Genomic DNA, 23838 nt, shown 5'->3' on the forward strand with positions numbered 1-23838 from the left:
CATCTGCGTTTTCAGCCCTCGCGCAGCACCGTCAACGGGCTGGCATTCAGTGCACGGCGGGTGCCGAACACGCCGGCACCGCCGATCAGCACGGCGCCGATCACCGGCAGCAGCAATAGCCACGGATGCGGGTGCCAGGTCAGGTCGAACGCGTAGCGGTACAGCACCAGTGTCACCAGTTCGGTGCCGAGCGCTGCCAACAGCCCGCTGACTGCGCCCAACAACCCGAACTCGATACGCCGGGCCTTGACCAGCAACTTGCGCTCAGCCCCCAGCGCCCGCAGCAGGGCGCCCTGGCGAATCCGCTCATCGAGGGTTGCCTGGAGCCCGGAGAACAACACGGCCATCCCCGCTGCCAGGACAAACAACAGCACGTACTCCACCGCCAGGGTGACCTGGGCCAGGATGCTGCGCAGTTGTTCCAGCAGTGCCTCTACCTGCAGGATGGTCACCGCCGGGAAGGCCCGGGACAGGTCGACGATCTGTTGGTCATGGCCGGGTGCGAGGTAGAAGCTGGTCAGGTAGGTGGCCGGCAGGTCCTTCAGGGTGCCGGGCTGGAAGATCATGAAGAAGTTGGGCTGGAAGTTGTCCCAGTTGATTTCCCGCAGGCTGGTGACCCGCGCTTCACGGTTTTCCCCGCCGACGGTAAACACCAGGTGATCGTTGAGCTTGAGTTTCAGGCTGTCGGCGACCTTGGCCTCCACCGAGACGCCTGGAATCTCGTCGGTCGGTTGCGCCGTCCACCAGGAGCCCGCCGTCAGCTTGTTGCCCGGTGGCAGGTCGGCGGCCCAGGTCAGGCTCAAGTCTCGCTGTACTGCACGATCGCCGCTGGAGTCCTTGCTGACAATCTCCTGCACCGGGGCGCCATTGATGCTGATCAAGCGTCCCGGCACCACCGGATACAACGGAGCAGACTGTGCCTGCAATTCCAGCAGGCGTGCGCCGAAGGTGTCTTTGTCGGCAGGCAGGATGTTCAGGGCGAAATAGTTGGGGGCGTCCTTGGGCAACTGGTTTTGCCAGGTGTCCAGCAATTCGCCCCGCAGCAATGCGATCAGTCCCATGGACAACAGGATCAGCCCGAATGCGAGGGACTGGCCCGCCGCCGCCAAGGGGTGACGCAGCAACTGGCCCAGCCCCAGGCGCCAGGGCAGGGAGGCCCGGGCCAGCAGGCGTCGCAGGCTTTGCAGCAACAGGAGCAGCAGGCCGCCGAGAACCAGCGCGGCAATCACGCCGCCGCCCAGCAGGGCGAAGGTCAGCACCAGGTCGAGGCTCAAGCGCCACATGATCAGGCCCAGGGCGAAGAGCGCCGCACCATAGACCATCCAGGTGCTGGAAGGGATTGGCAGCAAGTCGCGGCGCAATACCCGCAGTGGCGGCACCCGCCCCAGGGCGGCCAGCGGCGGCAGGGCGAAACCGGCGAGGGCTACCAGCCCGGTGCCAATCCCGGCAACGGCCGGCAGCAGCCCGCCGGGTGGAACGTCCGCCGGCAGCAGGTCATGCAACAGCGCAAACAGGCCCAATTGCGCCAGCCAGCCGAGCAGGGCGCCGGTCAGGCTGGCCAGCAACCCCAGCACGGCCAATTGCAGGCTGAACAGCAACATGGTTTCGCGTCGCGACAACCCGAGGCAGCGCAGCAGGGCGCTGGCATCAAAGCGTCGGCTGGCGAAGCGATTGGCCGAGAGCGCCACGGCCACGCCGGAGAGCAGCACCGCCACCAGGCTGGCCATGTTCAAGTAACGTTCGGCCTTGCCCAGCGCGCCGCCGATCTGCTGGTTGCCGTCGCGCGCATCCTGCAGCCGCTGGTTGGCAGCCAGGCCGGGCTTGACCAGGTCGCGATAGGTTTGCAGCACGGTGCCGCCCTGTGGCGCTCGCCACAGGTCGCGATAACTCACGCGACTGCCGGGCTGCACCACGCCGGTGGCGTCAAGGTCGGCCAGGTTGATCATCACCCTGGGCGTCAGGCTATAGAAGTTGCCGGCGCGATCCGGCTCATAGGTCAGCACGCGGGAAAGGCGCAGGGTCTTCATGCCGACGTCGATGCTGTCGCCGATTTTCAGGTTCAGTGCCGTCAACAGCCGTGCTTCCACCCAGGCTTCACCGGGTTTGGGGCCACCTCCGGCAGTTTCTTCGGCGAAGGGTTCGGCGGCGCTCTTCAGCTCGCCGCGCAACGGATACGCCTCGTTGACCGCCTTGATGCTGGACAGCTGGATGCCGGCGTCAGTGGCAATCACGCTGGAGAATTCCACCACCCTGGCGTGCTGCAGGCCCAGCTCGGTGCCACTCTGGATTTGCTCGGTGCGGGCGGGTGAACTGCCTTCCAGCACCAGGTCGGCCGCCAGGAACTCGGTGGCGCGCAACATCATCGCGCCGTTCAGGCGGGCACCGAAGTAACCGATGGCGGTGCTGGCGGCCACGGCCACCAGCAGGGCGAAGAACAGCACACGCAGTTCGCCGGCGCGGGCATCGCGCAGCAACTGGCGAAGGGCAAGGCTGAACAGGCGCAACAAGGGCAAGCGTGCCATCAAGGCTCCAGGGGCGCGACCATCAGGCCGGCTTCAAGACGGATCAGGCGACGGCAACGGTGGGCCAGGCGCTCGTCATGGGTCACCAGCACCAGGGTCGTGCCGCTCTCTTTGTTGAGTTCGAACAGCAGGTCGCTGATGCGCTCGCCGGTATGGCTGTCGAGGTTGCCGGTGGGTTCATCGGCAAACAGCACGTCCGGTTCGGCAGCAAACGCCCGGGCAATCGCTACCCGTTGCTGCTCACCCCCCGAGAGTTGGCGCGGCGAGTGGGTGAGACGCTGGCCCAGGCCGACACGCTCCAGCAGGTGTTTGGCGCGCTCGCGGGCGTCCTTGCGACCGTCCAGCTCCAGGGGCAGCATCACGTTTTCCAGCGCGTTGAGGCTGTCGAGCAACTGGAAGGACTGGAACACAAACCCCACGTGCTCGGCGCGGATGCGTGCACGCTGGTCTTCGTCGAGGGTACTCAGGGCCTGGCCGGCGAGGGTGACTTCGCCACTGCTGGGCAGGTCGAGGCCGGCCAGCAGGCCGAGGAGGGTGGATTTGCCGGAACCGGAGGCGCCGACGATAGCCAGGCTATCGCCCTTGTTCAGTTCCAGGCTCAGTTCGTGCAGGATAGTCAGTTCACCTTCCGCGCTGGGAACCACTTTGCTAAGGTTTCGCGCGGTGAGAATGCTTGCGCCCATGGAGAATCCAATGCGAATGTGGTTTTTGAGTGCTGGCCTGGCCTTGATGTGCATGGCCCAGAACGCAGCGGCGGGTACAGTCCTGATCGTTGGCGATAGTATCAGTGCCGGTTTCGGGCTGGATACCAGCAAAGGGTGGGTAGCGTTGTTGGGACAACGGCTCAAGAGCGAAGGTTTCGGCGATAAAGTGGTCAACGCCTCCATCAGCGGCGACACCAGTGCCGGAGGCCGGGCGCGGCTGCCGGCGGCGCTTGCAGAGCATAAGCCGGACCTGGTGATCATTGAGCTGGGCGGCAATGACGGCCTGCGTGGGCAGCCACCCGAGCAATTGAAACAAAATCTTGCATCGATGATTGAACAGTCCAAGGCCAGCGGTGCCAAGGTGCTGCTGCTGGGCATGCAGTTGCCGCCTAATTACGGGCCGAAATACACCACCGCGTTTGCTAATGTCTACCCGGCCCTGGCCAAGGAAAAAAGCGTCCCGCTGGTGCCGTTTTTCCTTGAAGGCGTCGGTGGTCATCCGGACCTGATGCAGGCTGACCAATTGCACCCGGCGGTTGGCGCGCAGGGCAAGTTGCTGGAAAATGTCTGGCCAACGCTAAAACCACTGCTATGACGCTTTTCTAGCAGCGGTCTTTCGGCTAAGGTGGCGCCCCCCCGATTTGGAGCCCCCGATGTCGCGTCCTGCCTGGTCACTGTTTGCCTACCAACTGATCGAGCCTGACGAACAGCTGGATCTGTTCGCCTGCCAGGAAGTCCGGGTGCATCTGGTGACGCGTCAATTGGAGTTGGGCGGGTCCATCGACCGCACCCTCTGCGGCACGTTGTTGCCTGCCCAGCCGCGCTGGTCATCGGTGGATCGCTCGATCTTCCAGGACCAGCGTTTGTGTCCCCTGTGCCGGGCGATCCTCGAGTCGCAAAAACGCGGCACACCGCCGATCTGGCCAGAGCTGCGCTTCGAGCTTTGAATATGGGTGCCCGCCGGGCAGCCGTGTACAATCCATTTTCTACTACCCGTCGATCTGCGAAGGAATTCCCGGATGTTGTCGCGCCTTTCCGCCGTCACCTGCTGCCTGTCTCTCGCTGCGCTCTGCGCGGCCGGTCCTGCTGCAGCCTTGCAGTTGCCTTTGCCGCCACCGGGTGAAGATATCGTTGGCCAGGTCCAGGTGATCAAGGCCAAGTACGAAGATACCTTCGCGGACCTCGGCACCACCTACGACCTGGGTTATTCGGAGATGGTCGCGGCCAACCCGGGCGTGGATGCCTGGCTGCCGGGAGCGGGTACCGAGATCGTGTTGCCGACGCGCTTCATCCTGCCGCCCGGCCCGCGTGAAGGCATCGTGATCAACCTGGCGGAATACCGGCTCTACTACTACCCCAAGGGCCAGAACGTGGTGTACACGTTCCCGTTGGGGATTGGCCGTGAAGGCTGGGGCTCGCCAGTGGCCCACACCACCATCACGGGCAAGATCCCGAACCCGACCTGGACCCCGCCAGCCTCGATCAAGGCAGAACACGCCGCCAATGGCGACCCGTTGCCCAACGTCGTGCCGGCCGGCCCGGACAACCCGCTGGGGCCGTTCAAGTTCACCCTCGGCACGCCGGGCTACCTGATCCACGGTTCCAACATGAAGTTCGGCATCGGTACCCGTACCAGCCACGGTTGCTTCCGCATGTTCAACAACAACGTGCTGGAAATGGCCGACATGGTGCCGGTGGGCACGTCGGTGCGGATTATCAACGACGCCTACAAGTTCGGCGCGGCCGGGGGCAAGGTCTACCTGGAAGCCCATACGCCGCTGAACGACGATGGCACCCCATCGGTCGTCGACAAGCACACCGCCGTCATCAACGCCTTGCTCAAGCGTGAAGACCTGTCCAGCAACCTGCGGGTCAACTGGGACCAGGTGCGTGACGTGGTTGCGGCCGAAGACGGTATCCCGACGGAAATCGGTGTGCCGGGCGGGGCGCCGATGGTGTCGAGTACGCCGGTCGATCTGCAGCAGTAAGCCTGCACGATCCATAACCCGTTATCGCCTCGCGCGGTGACGGGTTTTTTATAGTCTGGAATCCAGCCAAATCGCAGGCAAAAAAAAGCCGATCCAAGAATGGATCGGCTTGATAACAACCCCGGAGGATTATTACTTGCGGCTTGCTTTTTCAAGCATGCGCAGAGCGCGCTCGTTAGCTTCGTCAGCAGTCTGTTGTGCTTTTTGAGCAGCAGCCAGAGCTTCATCAGCTTTACGGTAGGCTTCGTCTGCACGAGCCTGGGAGCGTGCTGCTGCGTCTTCAGTTGCAGTCAGACGAGCTTCGGTTTCTTTGGAGACGCTGCTGCAACCGGTAGCCAGAACTGCGGCCAGAGCCAGAGCAGAGAATTTCAGAACGTTGTTCATCGTGTTCCCCTTCAAGGACTTTCTATTAAATGGCTACTTTCTCAGAGTGAGCTAATAGCCGGCGTACATACTACCCATTACTTGTAGTAAGTAAACTGACGTAGCGCAAGAAGCAAAAAAAATTCTCGCGTCCAATCTATTTTGGCTAATCTTTCGAGAGTCTGTATAAAAAATATGCAGATTTTTGCACTCGGCCGAGGATTGGATCCAGCCTGAAAGGGCCGGCTGGCATGTGTTAAGCCATGTAAACATAAGTCATTTTATATATCGTCCCTGACACTATTGTTCAGATTGTCTTTTCGCCATTCGGTATCTTTTGTGCATGTTGAGGTGACTTTAAGAGCGCGTGTTCGTCTCAAGCTTCAACTGCCGGCAATGTTCAGGCCATCGACGTAAGGAATCTCGATTGGCCCTTTCTATGTCCGCCAGCGCAACGGAAGACGAGCGCGTCTTGAGCAATTGTGCGATTGGCGCCTACTATTTCCCTGTGCTGGTTGTGAGCGCTAGTGCAAGGCACTGGCCGCTTTTCTCGTTGTCGAAACCGGCACCGGGTGGCGTAGATGTTCCTTCGCCGGAAAAACATCGGTAAGGTAGGGGTCAGAAACCAAGACCCGCGAGGAGTAGTGATGAGCGAGGCGTTGTCCATCCACCATGACCAGGCTGGTCATCAGTTCGAGACCAATGTGGACGGTCATCGTGCCTATCTGACCTATATGGATCTCGGGAAGCAGACCCTGGATATCTATCGCACCTTCGTGCCCAACGCATTGCGCGGCCGTGGCATTGCTGCCGCGCTGACCGAGGAAGCGTTGAAGTTCGCCGAAGAGGCAGGTTATACGGTGATCCCGTCCTGCTCCTACGTTGAGCGCTACATGGAGCGCCACCAGCGCCATGCCGCGAAGCTTTGAGCATTGAGTAGGGCGGTACGCAGAGCATCCCAGGATGCATTCCCACGCAGGGCGGGGGAACGATCAAAAAAAACGCCGGGTTTAGCCCGGCGTTTTTGTGTCCGCAGTCTGTGCTCAGCCGCGCTGGCGCTTGGGCAACACGTCCTTGAGCTTGGCGTGCATGCTGCGCAAGGTGGTCTCGGTGGCAGACCAGTCGATGCACGCATCGGTGATCGACACGCCGTATTGCAGGTCGGCCAGGTCCTTTGGAATCGCCTGGCAGCCCCAGTTCAGGTGGCTTTCGACCATCAGGCCGATGATCGACTGGTTGCCTTCCAGAATCTGGTTGGCCACGTTCTCCATCACCAGCGGTTGCAGGGCCGGGTCCTTGTTGGAGTTGGCGTGGCTGCAATCGACCATGATGTTCGGCTTGATCTTCGCCTTGTTCAGCGCCTGTTCGCACAAGGCCACGCTGACCGAATCATAGTTGGGCTTGCCATTGCCGCCACGCAGTACCACGTGACCGTAGGCGTTGCCCTTGGTGGTGACGATGGACACGCCACCTTCCTGGTTGATGCCCAGGAAGCGGTGCGGGCTGGAGACCGACTGCAGGGCGTTGATCGCCACGGTCAGGCCGCCATCGGTACCGTTCTTGAAACCCACGGCCGAGGACAGGCCGGAAGCCATTTCGCGGTGAGTCTGGGATTCGGTGGTGCGTGCACCAATTGCCGACCAGCTGATCAGGTCTTGCAGGTACTGCGGGGAAATCGGGTCCAGGGCTTCGGTTGCCGTCGGCAGGCCCATTTCCGCCAGGTCCAGCAGCAATTGACGACCGATGTGCAGGCCATCCTGGATCTTGAACGAGTCGTCCAGGTACGGGTCGTTGATCAAGCCTTTCCAGCCGACGGTGGTACGCGGCTTCTCGAAATAGACACGCATCACCAGGTACAAGGTGTCGGACACTTCCGCCGCCAGCACCTTCAGGCGCTCGGCGTATTCGTGGGCAGCCTTGAGGTCATGGATCGAGCACGGCCCGATGACCACGAACAGGCGGTGGTCGGTGCCGTCGAGAATCTCACGGATGACTTCGCGGCCCTTGGTGACGGTCTGCAGGGCAGCGTCGCTCAGGGGGATTTCGCGCTTGAGCTGATCGGGCGTGATCAGGGTCTCGTTGGATTCGACGTTAAGGTCGTTGATCGGTAAATCAGCCATCGTGTTACTCGTCAGGGTCACGGGTGCCGGCCGCCAGCGATCCCCGTGCGGCGGAGCACAGCATGATTTAAGTGCAGCGGGGAGCGGAACCTTAGCGCGTTACAAGGCTGCGAGACAATGGGCAACGTCCGCTTTAATCCAGCGCTGGCAGCACAAAAGCCTCATGGGAGAACTCGCCGGCATGGCGCGTGACCCATTCCCGGGCCAGCGCTTCGCTCTGTCCGGGTGTGGGCTCGACGCCTTCGTGGAGGCGGCAGTACCGTTCGATCTGGCACACTTGCTCACCCATCCGCGCACCGAACAAGGCCTGCTCATCGGTAAAGGCAATGTCGACGCGGTAGCCGTTTTCGGCCTTGCGGCACCATGCCACATAGCCCGGATAGCGGGCCGTCTGGCCCAGTGAGGGGATGTGCAACTCGATGGCCGCGCCCTGGCGCCAGGCGCGCGGGCAATTGCATGCGACGCCGCCCAGGCCGATAGTGTGCAGCCGTTGGCGGGAAATGCCGGAAATGGGGCGTTGGGTTATTTCGACAGCGACATCATCAGGGTGAGGAAAGAAACGACCCATGCACACGGACTCCGAGCACCGTCCAGTTGACGGCGGTGGCAGCAGTATAGTGAAAGAACTGCAACTTACCGACCTGGATATCGACCAGCAATTATTGGGGCTTCGCGGCACGTCCCTGGTGGTGTTTACCGGTGACGGCTGCTCGCGTTGCCGCTTCCTGCACCAGCAACTGCCGGGTTGGGACTTGCCGGTGGACCGGGTGTGCTGGGTGGATGCGGGTCACAATGGCGGGGCAGTGGAGCGCTACGAGATCTTTCACCTGCCGGCGTTGTTTGTGGTGTGTGACGGGAAATTCCATGGAATATTAGCGTCACTGACGCGTCTGACCGCCAGCGACCTGACTCAAGGTGTGCAGCAGGCGCTCAAACGAATACCAGAGGAGTTGCCATGACCGAAGTAACAAAACAGTCGCCACGGATCGGGATCATCGGCACCGGGGCCATTGGTGGCTACTACGGTGTGATGCTCGCGCGCGCCGGCTTCGATGTGCATTTCCTGCTGCGCAGCGAGTACGCGGCGGTCAGCGAGCGCGGCCTGCAACTCAACAGCACGATCCACGGAACCGTGCACCTTCACCCGGTACAGGCTTATGCCCGCGCCGCCGACATGCCGCCGTGCGACTGGCTGCTGGTGGGCACCAAATCGACCGGGAATGTCGAGCTGGCCCCGACCATCGCTCAAGTTGCCGCCCCGGACGCCAGGATAATCCTGTTGCAAAATGGCCTCGACGTAGAGGACAGCCTGCGTGAACACCTGCCGCCGTCGCTGCACCTGCTGGGTGGCCTGTGCTACATCGGCGTGCACCGCTCCGGTCCCGGGATCGTCGAGCATCAGGCGCTGGGCCGGGTCAACCTGGGTTACCACAGTGGCCCCGCGGCCAACGATGACAGCGGTCGGCAAGCCATCGTCGAAGAAGGCGCCGCGCTGTTTCACCAGGCCGGTATCGATTCCCAGGCCATGGCCAATGTGCACCAGGCGCGCTGGCATAAACTGGTGTGGAACGTGCCTTACAACGGCCTCTCGGTAGTGTTCGGCACGGGCACCACGGCGATGATGGCGGATGAGTCCAGCCGCGAACTGATCCAGGCGCTGATGGCCGAAGTGGTGCAGGGCGCCCACGCCTGCGGGCATGAGATTCCCGCCAGTTACGCCGGGCAGATGTTCACCATGACCGAGAGCATGGATGACTACTTGCCCAGCATGTATCACGATTACGTGCACAAGCGCCCGCTGGAACTGGCGGCGATCTACGCGCGCCCCTTGGCCGCGGCCAACGCGGCGGGTTGTGAATTGCCACGCATGCAGGCGCTGTATCAGGCCTTGAGTTTTATGGATCGGCATAACCGCTGATTGGGGGGAACACCATGGCGAAGGGATTGGGCGACAAACTGGTGCTGGCGATTTCCTCGCGAGCGCTGTTCGACCTGAGCGAGAGCCACAAGGTCTACCTGGCCCAAGGCGTCGAGGCGTACCGCAAGTACCAGATCGACCACGAGGAAGAAACCCTCGAGCCCGGTGACGCCTTCCCGCTGGTGAAGAAACTCCTGAGCCTCAACGCCAGCCTCGGCCGCGCCCGGGTCGAGGTGGTGCTGGTGTCGCGCAACAGTGCCGACACCGGCTTGCGTGTATTCAATTCGATCCAGCATTACGGGCTCGACATCTCCCGCGCGGCGTTTGTCGGCGGGCGCAGCCCTTATCCTTATCTGGCGGCGTTCGGCTGCCACCTGTTTCTGTCCACCCATGCCGAGGATGTGCGCAGCGCCCTGGATGCCGGGTTTGCCGCAGCGACGATTCTGTCGGGCGGCGCAGGTCGGGCCTCCAGTGCTGAATTGCGGATCGCCTTCGATGGCGACGCGGTGCTGTTTTCCGACGAGTCCGAGCGCGTTTATCAGTCGGGCGGCCTTGAAGCCTTCCAGGCCAGCGAGCGCGAATCCGCCCGCGAGCCGTTGCGCGGCGGCCCATTCAAGGGCTTCCTGGCGGCACTCAACCTGTTGCAGCGCGAGTTCCCCGACGAGTCCTGCCCCATCCGCACTGCGCTGGTGACTGCCCGTTCGGCGCCTTCCCACGAGCGGGTGATTCGCACGCTGCGCGAGTGGGATATCCGTCTCGACGAGTCGCTGTTTCTTGGTGGCCTGGAGAAGTCGGCGTTCCTCGAAGCCTTCGCCGCCGATGTGTTTTTCGATGACCAGGAAGGGCATTGCGAGAAGGCCCGGGAGTTCGTGGCTACCGGTCACGTCCCCCATGGCATCAGTAACGAGTTGAAAATTCAGACCGAGGGCTGAGCACTGCCAAAGGCGCTGCTAAGCTGAATCAATCCCCGCCATCCTGGCTGCCCAGGAGGTTCTATGATTCGTTCGATGCTGTACGCCACTGACCTCGGTCTGTATGCCCCCTATGTGATGCAACATGCCCTGGCGCTGGCGCGAACGTTCAAGGCTGATCTGTATGTGATTCACGTGGTCGAGCCCATCGGGCTGTTCGCCGAATCGGTGTTGCAGAGCTACCTTGATGAGAAGGCCTTGAGTGAATGGCAAAGCCAGGGCCTGACGACGGTGATGGCGACCATCGAGCAACGGGTGCTCGACAGTTTTCGCGAGGAGCTGGGGGACGGGGAGCAGGACCTCAAGTTGATCCGTTCGGTGCGGGTGATCCAGGGTGATCCTTGTGAAGTGATTCTCGACCAGTCGCAGAAACTCTCTGTGGATTTGTTGATCGTAGGTAGTCACAGCCAGGCGGTCGGGGTGGCAACACCTCTGGGGAGAACCGCCGCACGGGTGCTGCAGCTGTCCCAGGTGCCGGTGTACCTGGTGCCGCTGTTGCAGCGTCGACGCAGTGACGACGTGTGATTGGTAGAAAACGATAAAAAGTTCTAGATTTATCCGTCTAACCTTTAATATAGTTATATACCGTCGCTGATACCCGTGGCGTCTATCCGCTTTGAGGGACACATATGAAGCTTCAACAACTGCGCTACATCTGGGAAGTGGCGCACCACGACCTCAACGTTTCCGCTACTGCTCAAAGCCTTTACACCTCGCAACCCGGTATCAGCAAGCAGATCCGCCTGCTCGAAGATGAGTTGGGCGTTGAAGTGTTCGCACGCAGCGGCAAGCACCTGACCCGTGTCACCCCGGCCGGTGAGCGCATCATCACCACCGCCGGCGAGATCCTGCGCAAGGTCGAAAGCATCAAGCAAATCGCCCAGGAATTCTCCAACGAGAAAAAGGGCACCCTGTCGATCGCCACCACCCACACCCAGGCGCGTTATGCGCTGCCGCCGGTGATCAGCAGCTTTATCAAGCAGTACCCGGACGTGGCCTTGCACATGCACCAGGGCTCGCCGATGCAGATCGCCGAGATGGCCGCCGACGGCACCGTCGATTTCGCGATTGCCACCGAAGCGCTGGAATTGTTCGGCGACCTGGTGATGATGCCGTGCTACCGCTGGAACCGTTGCGTCGTGGTCCCACAAGGCCACCCATTGGCCAAGCTGCCGAAGCTGACCCTGGAAGCCCTGGCTGAATACCCGATCGTGACTTACGTGTTCGGTTTCACCGGCCGTTCGAAACTCGACGAAGCCTTCAGCCATCGTGGCCTGACGCCGAAAGTGGTGTTCACCGCGGCTGATGCCGACGTCATCAAGACTTATGTGCGCCTGGGCCTGGGTGTCGGTATCGTCGCCAAGATGGCGGTCGACACCAAGCTCGACAACGACCTGGTGGTGCTCGATGCCAGCGAGCTGTTCGAGTCCAGCGTGACCAAGATCGGTTTCCGTCGTGGCACCTTCCTGCGTGGTTTCATGTGCGACTTCATCGAAAAGTTCGCGCCGCACCTGACGCGCGAAGTGATGGCCAAGGCCATCCAGTGCCACAACAAGCAGGAACTGGAAGAGCTGTTCGACGGCGTTGAACTACCGGTTCACTGATCGGCTTACTTCACCTCGGTAACAGCAAACTGTTGCCGAGCGCCCCCCACCAGAATCTCCACCTCATCCCCTTCGAACTTGCCCAACAGGCTTTTGCCCAAGGGCGAGCGTGGGGTGATGACGGTCACCGGTTGCCCCACCACATCGACCTTCAAGCCTGCGCCGTCCGGCGCCAGGAATAGCCACTGCTGGCGATCGTTTTCATCTGCCAACCCCAGTAATGCGCCCACTTCGATGCCGCGCTGGTCATCGTAGGCCCGCAGCTGCATGTTCTGGCAGAGCGTCAGCGCCTGCCGGATCTCCTCGACGCGTCGGGCCTGGCCGGCTGCCAGGTAAGAAGCCTCCAGGCCCAGGGTGTCGTACTTGTTCTCGGCGATGTTTTCTTCGTGGGTCGCAGTTTCGTACGCGGTTTGCGCGGCGCGCTGGGCGATATCGAGATCGACCGCGAGTTTGTCCAAAACCAACTGGTGAACGGCGTGTTTATTCATGGGCGGCTTTCGTGATCAATCGCAAAATTGCAGGACGTTGGCCCGGCTCTTGTCGTTGGGGGCGTTCTGGTCCTGTTGCAGCCAGAACTGGCATTTGGGGTTGGACAGGTTGCGCGGGTTGTTGCGGGCCTGGTCCAGGGTTTGCTGTTGCTCCTGCTTGCGCAGGTTCTCCTGGTACTGCTCGAACATCCGGTTCGGCGGCTCCGGTGCAACCACCTCCGGCTTGCCCAGTTGCTGCACCACTCGGGCCACCGGCGCCACGGTTTGCTCGGGCAGGTAGCGGGAAGCCAGCCACACGCTAAGCACAATGGCGATAAACCCCAGCCACAGGCCGAAGGCCACAGCGATACTGAGCTTGAACAGCGAGAACGAACGATCAGACATGGTGGCCTCCTGGCAGGCACGTGCGGCATGGCGCCGATTGTCCCACAGCCGCGCGCAGAATAATCGCGATCAACCCTTCTGTATCGAGGCATTTATACGGACAATCGAGCCTTTGAGGGTTGGAGCCCGGAATGAAAGCCCGCTGGGATATTTTTTGCAGCGTCGTCGATAACTACGGCGACATCGGCGTGACCTGGCGCCTGGCCCGGCAATTGGTGGCGGAACAAGGGTGTGCGGTGCGCTTGTGGGTCGATGACCTGCGGGCGTTCGAACGCATGTGCCCCGAGATTGATGTGCAGGTGCACCAGCAATGGCAAGAGGGCGTCGACGTGCGCTACTGGCCCTCCGACTGGCCGGCGACCGACGCGGCAGACGTGGTGATCGCTGCGTTCGCCTGTCAATTGCCGCCTGACTACATGGAGGCGATGGCCGCACGCGACCGCACGCCGCTGTGGATGAACCTGGATTACCTGAGCGCCGAAGACTGGGTGGTCGGCTGCCACGGTTTGCCCTCGGTGAAATTCAAGGGCGTGCAAAAGTACTTCTTCTTTCCCGGATTCCGTCCCGGCACCGGCGGCTTATTGCGTGAGGCGGGGCTGCTGGAACAGCGCGATGCCTTCCAGCAAGACGCCGCCGCCCGGCAGCAGTTTCTGCAGGCGCTTGGGGTTTTCCCGGTGGACGGTGCGCGGATGATGTCGTTGTTCGCCTATGAAAACGCCGGGCTGGCCAGTTGGCTCGACGTGCTGGCGGCCGATGGGCGCGCCACTCATCTGCTGGTGCCGGAAGGGCGGATCCTCGGAGATGTGCAGGGCTGGCTGGGGGTCGAGTCATTGGAAGTAGGTGATGTGCACCGGCGCGACGGGTTGACCGTGCAAGTGCTGCCGTTTGTGCGCCAGGAGCAATACGACCGACTGTTGTGGTGCTGCGACTTCAACGCCGTGCGCGGCGAAGACTCGTTCGTGCGGGCGCAATGGGCCGGGCGGCCACTGTTGTGGCATATCTATCGCCAGGACGAAGACATTCACCTGGACAAGCTCGATGCGTTCCTTGAGTTGTATACCGAAGGTCTGTCTCCGGCTGCGAAAGTCGCGTTGGTCGGCCTTTGGCAGGCCTGGAACGCTGATGGCGATATGGCACTTTGCTGGAAAATGCTGCTGGAACACTGGCCGGAAGTGACCGCGAACGCCGAGAAATGGGCTCTGGAACAAGCCTCGCGGACCGATCTTGCGACGGCGCTGGTACAGTTTTATGTAAATTGGATATGATACGCGACCTTGATTTTTGTAAATCCCATCCAAATTTCGGATATTCGCAATGAAAACTGGTAAAGAACTGAAACCCGGTACAGTGATCCGTCTCGAAAACGACCCTTGGCTGGTTCAGAAAGCTGAGTTCACCAAGTCTGGTCGTAACAGCGCAATCATGAAGACCAAGCTGAAGAACCTGCTGACCGGTTACAAGACCGAGATCGTCTACAGCGCCGATGACAAACTGGACGACGTGATCCTCGACCGCAAAGAAGCGACCCTGTCCTTCATCAGCGGCGACACCTACACGTTCATGGACACCACCGACTACACCATGTACGAGCTGAACGCTGAAGACATCGAAGCCGTTCTGCCGTTCGTGGAAGAAGGCATGGAAGACGTCTGCGAAGCTATCTTCTTCGAAGACCGTCTGGTTTCCGTAGAGCTGCCGACCACTATCGTGCGTAAGGTTGCCTACACCGAAGGTTCCGCTCGCGGCGACACTTCGGGCAAGGTGATGAAGCCTGCCAAGCTGGCTAACGGTACCGAACTGCAAGTAGCCGATTTCATCGAAATCGACGACCTGATCGAGATCGACACCCGTGAAGGTGGTTCGTACAAAGGTCGCGCCAAGAAGTAATTCTTGCGCCACCGGTACGATAAAAAAAGCCCGACCATGCGTCGGGCTTTTTTGTGGGTGCCGGTTTTTACTTCAGGTGTTGCTTCAGCTCCTCGGACGCCTGCAGCAGCGCCGAACGAACCTCCGGTACCTGGCTGACGACATTCAGCAAACCGTAGTCATGGATCATGCCGTTGTAGCGCACGGCGGTCACCGGCACACCGGCTTCATCCAGCTTGCGGGCATAGGCTTCGCCTTCGTCACGCAGCACGTCCGAGCCTGCGGTCTGAATCAACGCAGGTGGCAAACCTTTGAGCTGCGCGGTGCTTGCCCGCAGGGGCGACGCATAGATCTCGGCGCGCTGGTTGGTGTCGGTGGTGTAGTTGTCCCAGAACCACTTCATCATGTTGCGGGTCAGGAAGTGGCCTTCGGCAAACTGGTTGTAGGACCCAGTGTCGAAGTTGGCATCGGTCACCGGCCACAACAGCAGTTGGAACTTGATTGACGGAGTGCCCCTGTCCTTGGCCATCAGGCTGACCACCGCTGCCATGTTGCCGCCGACGCTGTTGCCGGCGACGGCCAGGCGTTTGCCATCGACGTTGATCTCGCTGCCGTGTTCGGCCACCCACTTGGTTGCCCCGTACGCCTGGTTGATCGCCACCGGGTAGTGCGCTTCAGGTGATGGCGTGTAGTTGACGAACACCGCCGCCGCTCCCGACCCCACCACCAGGTCACGTACCAGACGCTCGTGGGTCGGGAAATCCCCGAGTACCCAGCCACCGCCGTGGAAGAACATGAACACCGGCAATGTGCCCTTGACCCCGGCCGGACGCACGATGGTCAGGCTCAGCGGCTGGCCATCGACCTGAATGGTCTTCTGGCTCACGTCGGCCTTGGGCAGCGTCAGTTTCACGCCTGACTGTGCACCTGTCAGCACCGCACGGGCTTCCCTGGGCGTCAGTTGCTCCATCGGTTTGCCGGTGCCGGCGTTCAGTACATAGAGAAACGCCTGGGTGTTGTGCTCCACGTCACCGCCGGCCGCAAAGGCATCGGTGATCGAGAAGGCGAGCAGGGTGCCGGTGAGTACTTTGCCAAATGTGTTCATGTTCTTCTCCAAAAAACCGCGTGGGTCAGACGGTTACGTGCAGGCGTACATCGACGTTGCCACGGGTGGCGTTGGAGTAAGGGCAGACCTGGTGCGCAGCGTCGACCAGGCTTTGCGCGTCGTCCTGGGCCAGGCCGGGCAAGCTGACGTGCAGGTCGATGTCCAGGCCGAAACCGCCGGGGATTTGACCGATGCCGACGTGGGCAGTGATCGAAGCGTCATCCGGGATTTTGCGTTTGGTCTGGCTGGCGACGAATTTCAGGGCGCCGATGAAGCAGGCTGAGTAACCGGCGGCGAACAGTTGTTCCGGGTTGGTGGCCTGGCCACCCGCGCCGCCCAGTTCTTTTGGCGTGGAGAGTTTTACATCGAGGATGTTGTCGCTGGAAACAGCACGACCATCACGGCCGCCGGTGGCGGTGGCTACTGCGGTGTAGAGAGCTTGCATGGTGATTTCCTCGTCAGTGTTTGCGCTAAATATTTGCGCGCTAAGTAAGTGGCGAGGTGAATGTATCGCGCTAATAGTTAGTGCGCAAGATATATTTGGAAAATATTTTGCGTGCTTTGATAGCCAGGCATTGCACAAACAAATGTGGGAGCGGGCTTGCTCGCGAATGCGGTGTGACAGTCACTAGATGCATTGACTGATCCACCGCATTCGCGAGCAAGCCCGCTCCCACATTTTTTGATGCGTGGTGCCTTTAGAGGGAGACTTGCAGGTTTTTTCGCAGTGCCAGTAAATCGCCCTGCAGCTTGCGCAACTGCTCGATGTCCAGACCGCTGGCGCCCAGGATGCACTGTGGAATATCCATGGCTTTGTCCCGCAGGGCGCGCCCGGCCTCGGTCAATTCAACCACCACCACGCGCTCGTCTTCGCGGCTGCGGGTGCGGCTGAGCAGGCCTTCGGCTTCCAGGCGCTTGAGCAGCGGCGTCAGGGAGCCGGGATCCGTCAGCAGGCGATTGCTGATTTCGCCTACGGTCAAGCCATCCTCTTCCCACAGCACCATCATGGCCAGGTACTGCGGATAGGTCAGGCCGAGGGCTTGCAGCAGCGGTTTGTAGACCTTGGTCATCAACAACGAGGTGGAATGCAGGGCAAAACACAGCTGGTTGTCGAGCAACAAGGATTCGCAGGTATCGAGGGGCTTGGTCATGGCAGTGCCTTAAAACGTGTCTGGTTTCGAATCTAGCGGGCAAATCTTTAACGCGCCAGACAATTCTGTCCGGCCGGTCAACCCAGGCCGCTTTGCAGTGCCAGGTCCCAGGGCGGCACAGGGCTGAAGCGCGCCTTGAGGTATTCCAGCAACAAGCGGCTGCGGGCGTTGGCGTGTTGCTCCAGGCGTAGCGCATAGATGCCCGCGGTTTCAGGCGTCGGCAGGCCGTTCTCGCAGAACAGCGGGACCAGTTCACCGCGCACCAGGTATTCACTGGCGAGCCAGGTGGGCAGATGCGCAACACCCAGTCCGGCCAGCGCGCCTGAAAGCAGGGCTTCGGCGTTATTGGCGCTCATGCGAATGCGCTGCGGGCGGTAGGTGGATTTGCGCCCATCGAGCTCAAAACGCCAGGCGAACATCGGTGCCAGGCCTTCCCAATCCAGGCCGTCATGCTCGCTTAACTGGCTGGGATGGGTCGGGGTGCCACGGCTTTTCAGGTAGGCCGGGCTTGCGCAAGCGATGCGCACGATGCTGGCCAGTGGCGTGGCAATCAGCCGGGTGTCGACGATATGCCCGGCCCGCAGCACCAGGTCGACCTTGCCCAGATGCTCGCCCTGCATGTCGACAAAGCTGTCGATCAAGTGCAGGTGCACGTCCAGTCCCGGATAGACATTGAGAAAGTCAGCGATGGCAGGCGCCAAATGCCGCCTGCCGAAAGCCGCCGGTGCGTCCACGCGGATCAACCCTTCAGGCGCATGACTCAGCGACACCGCTTCGGCCCGCGCCAGTTGCAGCTCGCTGACAATCCGCCGGGCGCGCTCGGCAAACGCCAGGCCGGCGGGCGTCGGCACCACCGCATGGGTGCTGCGTTGAAACAGCCGGCTACCCACCGAGCTTTCCAGGCTGTCGATGCGCCGCGCCACGGCCGAGGGCGTGAGCGGGTGACGGCGCGCGGCTGCGGAAAAGCTGCCGGCTTCCAGTACGTCGAGAAACAGGCTCAGTTGATCGGTCAATGTATTGGGGTTCATCAGCGTCTGCTTGTGCGAGATTGGCACAGCCATTGTGCGTTGCTGTGCGTTTCCGCACCAGAGCGGACTGCGTAGCATGCAAGGCCTGGGAACAGCAGGAGCGAGCGGGTGGCAGATTTAGCGTTGTATTTAATGCTGGGCGTAGCGTTGGGCACGGTCGGTGGCTTGTTCGGCATCGGCGGCGGGCTGATTGCCATTCCCGTGCTGGGAGTATTTTTCGGCCTCGACCAGCAGATCGCCCAAGGCACGGCCCTGGTGATGGTGGTGCCGAATGTGATGCTGGCGTTGTGGCGTTATCACCAGCGCAACCGGATTGAATTGCGTCATGCACTGCCGTTGGGCGTGATGGGTTTTTCCTTCGCCTGGCTGGGCTCGATCTGGGCGGTGGGGATCGATGCTGACGTGATGCGGGTGGGTTTTATCGCGTTTCTGCTGGTATTGGCGTCCTACAACCTGCTGCGAATGTTTACCCACAATGCACCGCCGTCAGCGCAGATGCGTTATTCCTGGCCGTGGCTTGGGGTGTTGGGCGCGGCGTCAGGCTCCATGGGTGGCTTGTTCGGGGTGGGCGGTGCAGTGGTTGCCACGCCGGTGCTGACCAGCATCTTCGGCACCAGCCAGGTGGTGGCCCAAGGGCTGTCGCTGGCCCTGGCGCTGCCGAGCACCAGCGTGACCCTGGTGACCTACGCCTGGCACCACGAAGTGGACTGGCTGATCGGCGTGCCTTTGGCCGTCGGCGGTTTGCTCAGTATCAGTTGGGGCGTGAAAGTCGCCCACGCCATGCCGGAGCGCATGTTACGCGGGCTGTTCTGCGGGTTCCTGGCGGTGTGTGCGGTGATGCTGACGTTTAAAGTTTGAAGCCTTCGAGGATGTATTCGGCGAGGCATTCGGTAATCGGCGAGGTGGTGCGCGGGTTGCGCAACAGCCGCAGGTTGACCGACGGCAGCGGCGGAAAACCGTCCGCTGTGCCCAATATGCGCAGGTCTTCGGTCACCAGGCTTTCCATATTGATCGTGACGGCCAGGCCGGCACCCACCACTGCGAGGATCGCGGCCCCGTTGGAGCTGTGATACGCCAGTCGGTACTCCTGCCCCTGGGCGTCCAGCGCGGCGCGTGCCCACTGCGTGCAAAAACTGTCGAGGCCGGAAATGGCCAGGGGCAGGGCGCTGTGCTCATCCATACAGAAGCAGGGCGCCGCCACCCACACCATGCGTTCATGGCGCAGCAGTTCGCCGATTTCATTTCCCGGTTCGCGGCTGATAACGGTCAGGTCGAGGTCCCGGCGCTGCATCAGCACCGGCGACGACTCGCAGTGCATTTCAATCTGGATCAGCGGGTAAGCCTTGGAGAAGCGCTTGAGAATCCCCGGCAAGTAGCGCATCACGTAATCGTCGGGTGTGCCGATGCGCACCAGCCCGACCATGTGCGGCTCGCGCAGGGTGTTGAACACCTCGCTGTGCAACTTCAGGATCCTGCGGGCATAGCCCAATAGCACCTGGCCTTCCGGAGTCAACCGCACCTGGCGGCCATCGCGCTCGAACAACTTGCGCTGCAACACATCTTCTTCCAGACGCTTCATCTGCATGCTTACCGCCGACTGGGTGCGGTTGACCTGCTCGCCGGCGCGGGTAAAGCCCCCTTGATCAGCGATGGCGACGAAGGTGCGCAGCACCTCGGTGTCGATACTCGGGTAGCTGGACAATTGATCAATCTCCGAGATGTATTGCATAAGAAACATTCGTTGGATTGATCATAGCGCCAGGCACAGACTTCAGTCATCCCCAATGGAGGGCGAGATGATGAAAGGTCAAAGAGGCTTTGTACTGATGGCGAAGCGGCCGTTTTCCGGGCTGCTTCAACTGGGTTCCCGGTGGATGGCCGTGCACCGTGAGCGTCAGCTCTTGATGAGCATGAGCGATGAGGCGCTCAAGGACATCGGGCTCAACCGTGGCGATGTCGAGCAGGAAAGCCGCCGGCATTTTTGGGAAGACCCGCTGCGAAAATGACTCGGGATGCAGTAGGGTGGTTCGCGAGCACACAAGGAGATGCCCATGCCCGCAGAACTGTCCTTTTCCCTCAAGCAGGCGCGACGCCTGGCGCTGGCCGCCCAGGGTTTTTCCGGGCGCCAGCCGCCGGCGTTGATCAAGGCGGCGCAGGTCAATCGCCTGGTTGAGCGTTTGGGCGTGTTGCAGATTGATTCGGTAAATGCGGTGGTGCGTTCGCACTACCTGCCGCTGTTTTCCCGTCTGGGGCATTACTCTCCGTTGATTCTAGAACAAGCCGCCTGGAGTTCGGGGCGGCGCCGCTCGCTGTTCGAATATTGGGGCCATGAGGCGTCGTTGTTGCCAATGGCGCTGTACCCATTGATGCGCTGGCGCATGGAACGGGCGGCCCGGGGGCAGGGGATCTATCAGCAAATGGCGCGTTTTGGTCGCGAGCAGCAGGCCACCATCGCCCGGGTGCTGGGCATCGTCGAACAACAAGGCGCCCTGGGTGCGGGCAGTTTGTCGACCCGCGAGGAGCGCGCCGGCCCGTGGTGGGACTGGAGCGATGAAAAGCATGCGCTGGAATGGTTGTTCGCCGCCGGCCAGGTGACCGTCGCCGGGCGGCGGGGTTTTGAGCGTTTGTATGACCTGCCGGAGCGTGTGATCCCGGCCGACATTCTCCAGCAAGCCCCGTTGAGCGAGGCAGAGGCGCAACGCGATTTGCTGCTGCACAGCGCCACGGCGCTGGGGGTGGGCACTGAAAAAGACCTGCGCGACTACTTCCGTCTGGACCCGGCCGACAGCCGTGGGCGCCTGGCGGAGCTGGTCGAGGATGGGCAATTGATCACCTGCGAGGTCCAGGGCTGGAAACAGCCGGCTTATTGCCTGCCCGAGCCAAAAGTCCCGCGCAAGGTGCCTGCCAGCGCACTGTTATCGCCTTTTGATTCGCTGATCTGGGAGCGCAGCCGTACCGAGCGGTTGTTCGATTTCCGCTATCGCCTGGAGATCTACACGCCCCAGGACAAGCGGGTGTATGGCTACTACGTGCTGCCGTTCCTGCACAACGAGCGGATTGCCGCGCGCGTGGATCTGCGGGCGGAACGGGCGGCCGGACGCCTGGCGGTGCACGCCGTTCACGAGGAAGAGCCGGGGCTGGACGAGGAGGGCATGCGCGCGCTGGCCCTGAATCTGCGGCAGATGGCCGACTGGCTCGGGCTTGAGCAGATACAGCTCAATTGCCAGCGGGCCAGTGCGGCACGGTTGCGGGTAGAGCTTTTAACGCTTGACCTGTTTTAGCGTCTCGGCAATCAGGAATGCCAATTCCAGCGACTGATCGGCATTCATCCGTGGGTCGCAGTGGGTGTGGTAGCGGTCCGACAACCCGTCTTCAGTAATCGGCCGCGCGCCACCGATGCACTCGGTGACGTTCTGCCCGGTCATCTCGATATGAATCCCGCCGGCGTAAGTGCCTTCGGCTTCATGCACCTGGAAGAACTCCTTCACCTCACTGAGAATCTGCGCGAAGTCCCGGGTCTTGTAGCCGCTGCTGGCCTTGATGGTGTTGCCGTGCATCGGGTCGGAACTCCACAGCACCTGTTTGCCCTCGCGCTGTACCGCGCGGATCAGGTTCGGCAGATGGTCGCCGACCTTGTTGGCACCCATGCGCGCAATCAGGTTCAGGCGGCCCGGGTCGTTGTCCGGGTTGAGGATGTCGATCAGGCGGATCAGGTCGTCAGGGTTCATGCTCGGGCCGACCTTGACCCCGATCGGGTTGTTCACCCCGCGCAGGAATTCGACGTGGGCACCGTCAAGTTGGCGGGTGCGATCACCGATCCAGAGCATGTGTGCCGAGCAGTCGTAATAGTCGTTGGTCAGGCTGTCGCGGCGCACGAAGGCTTGTTCGTAGTTGAGCAGCAGCGCTTCGTGGGCGGTGAAGAAACTGGTCTCGCGCAGTTGCGGCGAGCTGTCCATGCCACAGGCACGCATGAAGGCCAGGGTTTCGTCGATGCGGTCGGCCAGTTGGCTGTACTTCTCGGCCAGGGCGGAGTTGGCGATGAAGTCCAGGTTCCACTTGTGCACCTGGTGCAGGTCGGCAAAACCGCCCTGGGCAAACGCCCGCAGCAGGTTCAGGGTGGCGGTGGACTGGTGGTAGGACTGCAGCAGGCGGTCCGGATCGGGCACGCGGCTTTTTTCGTCGAAGCCGATACCGTTGACGATATCGCCGCGGTAGGCGGGCAGGGTGATGCCGTCGATGGTTTCATCGTTGGAAGAGCGCGGCTTGGCGAACTGGCCCGCCATACGCCCGACCTTGACCACCGGGCAGCCGGCAGCGAAGGTCATCACAATCGCCATCTGCAGCAGCACCTTGAAGGTGTCGCGGATTTTTGCCGCCGAGAACTCGGCAAAACTCTCGGCGCAATCGCCGCCTTGCAACAGGAAGGCGCGACCCTGGGTCACCTCGGCAAACTGACGGCGCAACTCACGGGCTTCACCGGCAAACACCAGCGGCGGATAGCTCGCCAGGTTTTGCTCGACCTGCGACAAATGCGCGGCGTCAGGGTACTGGGGTTGTTGCTGGATCGGCAGGGCGCGCCAGCTGTCGGGGCTCCAGGGTTGGCTCATCATGAACTCGAGTGATTTGCGGTCGGGCCGTCATGTTATCAGCAATTAGTACGTGACCTGCTGCCGCCGGTTCGCCCACAATCCCGGCTTTCCCGTTGGCACGCCGTTAGGAGTTGCAATGTCTGAGGAGCGCGTCGAGCGCCTGCTGGCCGAGGTCCATGATGACTTCGGCATGATCCGCGTGCTGGAAGTGGCCGATTACCGCTTTCTCGAGTTTGGCGATGCCATCGAGCAGAGTTGTGTGTTTACTGCTGACCCGAGCTGGTTGGAGTATGACTACACCCGCGCGATGCTGATTGGGGCGTTGTGCCATGAGCAGCCGGAGAGTGCGTTGTTCCTGGGCTTGGGCGCTGGGACGTTGACCCAGGCTTGCCTGAAGTTTCTGCCTTTGGATGATGTGGAAGCCATCGAACTGCGGCCTGATGTGCCGCGTCTGGCCATTGAGTACTTGGGGCTGGATGATGATCCTCGGCTGTATATCCGCGTTGGGGATGCGTTGGAATTGCTGCCTTCGGCTGAGTCGGCGGACCTGATTTTTGTCGATCTGTATACGGATGTTGGCCCTGGGGTTGGGCACCTGGCCTGGACGTTTCTGGAGAATTGCCAGAAGAAGCTGAACCCGGGGGGGTGGTTGGTGATTAATCAGTGGGCTACGGATGATGGGAAGCCTTTGGGGGCGGCGTTGTTGCGTGGGTTGTATCACCGGCATTATTGGGAGTTGCCGGTGAAGGAGGGGAATGTGATTTTGCTGGTGCCGGCGGATCTGGATCAGGTGCTTGATGTGGCGGCGTTGTCTGCGCGGGCTGAGGGGTTGGCGTCGCGGTTGGGGTATTCGTTGCAGTCGCTGATCAAGGCGATTCGGCCGGCTACGTAGGGTTTTGATTGTGTACATATCCGTTGCTGCGGTAACGGCCGCTTATGGTTCCGCTCTTACAGCGGGTCACTTTTGGCAAACGCCCGGAATGCCGGCCCAGCCAAAAGTAACCAAAAGGTCTTTGCCCCACCACTCGGTGCCTCGC

The 23838-nt window shown here is 61.4% G+C and carries 28 protein-coding genes; 15 read left to right on the forward strand and 13 right to left on the reverse strand.

The annotated features are described in order from the left end of the window. Positions 1 to 11: 11 nt before the first annotated feature. Together HYE77_RS09590 and HYE77_RS09595 are read right to left on the reverse strand one after the other, a co-directional pair. Positions 12 to 2522 carry an ABC transporter permease gene (locus HYE77_RS09590; RefSeq protein WP_102605077.1) on the reverse strand — a complete coding sequence of 837 codons (2511 nt, stop codon included), beginning with the start codon at positions 2520 to 2522 and terminating at the stop codon, positions 12 to 14. After that, positions 2522 to 3205 (reverse strand): ABC transporter ATP-binding protein, encoded by a 684-nt coding sequence (locus HYE77_RS09595; RefSeq protein WP_003218726.1) that lies wholly within the window; start codon positions 3203 to 3205, stop codon positions 2522 to 2524. The genes HYE77_RS09590 and HYE77_RS09595 overlap by 1 nt, the downstream gene beginning before the upstream one ends. Positions 3206 to 3215: 10 nt before the next feature. Here HYE77_RS09595 and HYE77_RS09600 point away from each other — a divergent pair, with 10 nt between their 5' ends. From HYE77_RS09600 to HYE77_RS09610, 3 genes are all read left to right on the forward strand, one after another. After that, positions 3216 to 3821 carry an arylesterase gene (locus HYE77_RS09600; RefSeq protein ID WP_177068726.1) on the forward strand — a complete coding sequence of 202 codons (606 nt, stop codon included), beginning with the start codon at positions 3216 to 3218 and terminating at the stop codon, positions 3819 to 3821. A 58-nt stretch (positions 3822 to 3879) separates the two neighbouring features. Then, positions 3880 to 4173 (forward strand): hypothetical protein, encoded by a 294-nt coding sequence (locus HYE77_RS09605; RefSeq protein ID WP_003218723.1) that lies wholly within the window; start codon positions 3880 to 3882, stop codon positions 4171 to 4173. A gap of 72 nt (positions 4174 to 4245) precedes the next feature. After that, complete coding sequence (locus tag HYE77_RS09610) at positions 4246 to 5214, forward strand: L,D-transpeptidase family protein (protein WP_017477366.1); 969 nt, start codon at positions 4246 to 4248, stop codon at positions 5212 to 5214. 132 nt (positions 5215 to 5346) lie between these two features. Here HYE77_RS09610 and oprI read toward each other — a convergent pair whose 3' ends face one another. Beyond that, complete coding sequence (gene oprI, locus HYE77_RS09615; protein ID WP_003172710.1) at positions 5347 to 5598, reverse strand: outer membrane lipoprotei OprI; 252 nt, start codon at positions 5596 to 5598, stop codon at positions 5347 to 5349. A gap of 626 nt (positions 5599 to 6224) precedes the next feature. Between oprI and HYE77_RS09620 the strand changes: the two genes are divergently transcribed. Continuing rightward, a complete protein-coding gene (locus tag HYE77_RS09620; RefSeq protein WP_003189869.1) occupies positions 6225 to 6506 on the forward strand; it encodes a GNAT family N-acetyltransferase in 282 nt (93 codons plus the stop codon). A 114-nt stretch (positions 6507 to 6620) separates the two neighbouring features. On the opposite strand, the gene HYE77_RS09625 is transcribed toward HYE77_RS09620, so the two are convergent. Both HYE77_RS09625 and HYE77_RS09630 read right to left on the reverse strand, forming a co-directional pair. Next, entirely contained in the window at positions 6621 to 7697 is a 1077-nt protein-coding gene (locus tag HYE77_RS09625; RefSeq protein ID WP_003218719.1) for a 3-deoxy-7-phosphoheptulonate synthase, read from the reverse strand. A gap of 133 nt (positions 7698 to 7830) precedes the next feature. Then, complete coding sequence (locus HYE77_RS09630) at positions 7831 to 8265, reverse strand: PilZ domain-containing protein (protein WP_003218717.1); 435 nt, start codon at positions 8263 to 8265, stop codon at positions 7831 to 7833. Here HYE77_RS09630 and HYE77_RS09635 point away from each other — a divergent pair. The 5 genes from HYE77_RS09635 to cysB all read left to right on the forward strand — a co-directional run bounded on the left by HYE77_RS09635 (position 8264) and on the right by cysB (position 12190). Then, positions 8264 to 8656 (forward strand): thioredoxin, encoded by a 393-nt coding sequence (locus HYE77_RS09635; protein WP_177068727.1) that lies wholly within the window; start codon positions 8264 to 8266, stop codon positions 8654 to 8656. The genes HYE77_RS09630 and HYE77_RS09635 overlap by 2 nt on opposite strands. Next, complete coding sequence (locus tag HYE77_RS09640) at positions 8653 to 9615, forward strand: putative 2-dehydropantoate 2-reductase (RefSeq protein WP_003218713.1); 963 nt, start codon at positions 8653 to 8655, stop codon at positions 9613 to 9615. The genes HYE77_RS09635 and HYE77_RS09640 overlap by 4 nt, the downstream gene beginning before the upstream one ends. 14 nt (positions 9616 to 9629) lie before the next feature. Next, the gene (locus tag HYE77_RS09645; protein WP_003218711.1) at positions 9630 to 10547 is read left to right on the forward strand and encodes a 5'-nucleotidase; all 918 of its coding nucleotides are present in this window, start codon (positions 9630 to 9632) and stop codon (positions 10545 to 10547) included. A gap of 63 nt (positions 10548 to 10610) precedes the next feature. Next, positions 10611 to 11111, forward strand: a complete 501-nt coding sequence (locus tag HYE77_RS09650) for a universal stress protein (protein WP_003218709.1) — start codon at positions 10611 to 10613, stop codon at positions 11109 to 11111. A 104-nt stretch (positions 11112 to 11215) separates the two neighbouring features. Then, positions 11216 to 12190: an HTH-type transcriptional regulator CysB gene (cysB, locus tag HYE77_RS09655; protein ID WP_003218707.1), complete on the forward strand. Its 975-nt coding sequence runs from the start codon at positions 11216 to 11218 to the stop codon at positions 12188 to 12190. Positions 12191 to 12195: 5 nt separating this feature from the next. On the opposite strand, the gene HYE77_RS09660 is transcribed toward cysB, so the two are convergent. Then, positions 12196 to 12678, reverse strand: a complete 483-nt coding sequence (locus HYE77_RS09660) for a GreA/GreB family elongation factor (protein WP_003218705.1) — start codon at positions 12676 to 12678, stop codon at positions 12196 to 12198. 15 nt (positions 12679 to 12693) lie between these two features. Continuing rightward, positions 12694 to 13062, reverse strand: a complete 369-nt coding sequence (locus HYE77_RS09665) for a hypothetical protein (RefSeq protein ID WP_003218702.1) — start codon at positions 13060 to 13062, stop codon at positions 12694 to 12696. Positions 13063 to 13193: 131 nt separating this feature from the next. On the opposite strand from HYE77_RS09665, the gene earP reads away from it, so the two are divergent. Then, the gene (gene earP / locus HYE77_RS09670; protein ID WP_008437768.1) at positions 13194 to 14327 is read left to right on the forward strand and encodes an elongation factor P maturation arginine rhamnosyltransferase EarP; all 1134 of its coding nucleotides are present in this window, start codon (positions 13194 to 13196) and stop codon (positions 14325 to 14327) included. Between the two features lie 49 nt (positions 14328 to 14376). Continuing rightward, positions 14377 to 14949 carry an elongation factor P gene (locus tag HYE77_RS09675; RefSeq protein ID WP_003218698.1) on the forward strand — a complete coding sequence of 191 codons (573 nt, stop codon included), beginning with the start codon at positions 14377 to 14379 and terminating at the stop codon, positions 14947 to 14949. 67 nt (positions 14950 to 15016) lie between these two features. Here the strand turns inward: HYE77_RS09675 and HYE77_RS09680 are convergent, their stop codons facing one another. The 4 genes from HYE77_RS09680 to HYE77_RS09695 form a co-directional block, all read right to left on the reverse strand. Next, positions 15017 to 16033: an alpha/beta hydrolase gene (locus tag HYE77_RS09680; RefSeq protein WP_177068728.1), complete on the reverse strand. Its 1017-nt coding sequence runs from the start codon at positions 16031 to 16033 to the stop codon at positions 15017 to 15019. Between the two features lie 25 nt (positions 16034 to 16058). Then, positions 16059 to 16478, reverse strand: a complete 420-nt coding sequence (locus HYE77_RS09685) for an organic hydroperoxide resistance protein (RefSeq protein WP_003218695.1) — start codon at positions 16476 to 16478, stop codon at positions 16059 to 16061. Between the two features lie 253 nt (positions 16479 to 16731). Continuing rightward, the gene (locus HYE77_RS09690; protein WP_003218693.1) at positions 16732 to 17184 is read right to left on the reverse strand and encodes a MarR family winged helix-turn-helix transcriptional regulator; all 453 of its coding nucleotides are present in this window, start codon (positions 17182 to 17184) and stop codon (positions 16732 to 16734) included. A gap of 77 nt (positions 17185 to 17261) precedes the next feature. Next, positions 17262 to 18212 carry a LysR family transcriptional regulator gene (locus HYE77_RS09695; protein ID WP_008437773.1) on the reverse strand — a complete coding sequence of 317 codons (951 nt, stop codon included), beginning with the start codon at positions 18210 to 18212 and terminating at the stop codon, positions 17262 to 17264. 108 nt (positions 18213 to 18320) lie between these two features. On the opposite strand from HYE77_RS09695, the gene HYE77_RS09700 reads away from it, so the two are divergent. Continuing rightward, the gene (locus HYE77_RS09700) at positions 18321 to 19070 is read left to right on the forward strand and encodes a sulfite exporter TauE/SafE family protein (RefSeq protein WP_087693650.1); all 750 of its coding nucleotides are present in this window, start codon (positions 18321 to 18323) and stop codon (positions 19068 to 19070) included. Here HYE77_RS09700 and HYE77_RS09705 read toward each other — a convergent pair. Next, positions 19060 to 19941 carry a LysR family transcriptional regulator gene (locus HYE77_RS09705; RefSeq protein ID WP_023659060.1) on the reverse strand — a complete coding sequence of 294 codons (882 nt, stop codon included), beginning with the start codon at positions 19939 to 19941 and terminating at the stop codon, positions 19060 to 19062. The two genes, HYE77_RS09700 and HYE77_RS09705, sit on opposite strands and share 11 nt — an antisense overlap. A gap of 70 nt (positions 19942 to 20011) precedes the next feature. On the opposite strand from HYE77_RS09705, the gene HYE77_RS09710 reads away from it, so the two are divergent. Together HYE77_RS09710 and HYE77_RS09715 are read left to right on the forward strand one after the other, a co-directional pair. Next, entirely contained in the window at positions 20012 to 20218 is a 207-nt protein-coding gene (locus HYE77_RS09710; RefSeq protein WP_003218685.1) for a DUF1127 domain-containing protein, read from the forward strand. 45 nt (positions 20219 to 20263) lie between these two features. After that, positions 20264 to 21493, forward strand: coding sequence for a winged helix-turn-helix domain-containing protein (locus HYE77_RS09715; protein ID WP_177068729.1), 1230 nt, complete (start codon positions 20264 to 20266; stop codon positions 21491 to 21493). Here HYE77_RS09715 and HYE77_RS09720 read toward each other — a convergent pair. Continuing rightward, on the reverse strand, positions 21473 to 22819 hold the full coding sequence (locus HYE77_RS09720) for a class II 3-deoxy-7-phosphoheptulonate synthase (RefSeq protein WP_003218681.1): 1347 nt from the start codon (positions 22817 to 22819) through the stop codon (positions 21473 to 21475). The two genes, HYE77_RS09715 and HYE77_RS09720, sit on opposite strands and share 21 nt — an antisense overlap. A gap of 118 nt (positions 22820 to 22937) precedes the next feature. Here HYE77_RS09720 and HYE77_RS09725 point away from each other — a divergent pair, with 118 nt between their 5' ends. Further along, positions 22938 to 23693 (forward strand): spermidine synthase, encoded by a 756-nt coding sequence (locus HYE77_RS09725; protein WP_008437778.1) that lies wholly within the window; start codon positions 22938 to 22940, stop codon positions 23691 to 23693. Positions 23694 to 23838: the final 145 nt, after the last annotated feature.

The organism is Pseudomonas sp. IPO3774 (genome assembly GCF_013386835.1).
GTDB lineage: Bacteria > Pseudomonadota > Gammaproteobacteria > Pseudomonadales > Pseudomonadaceae > Aquipseudomonas.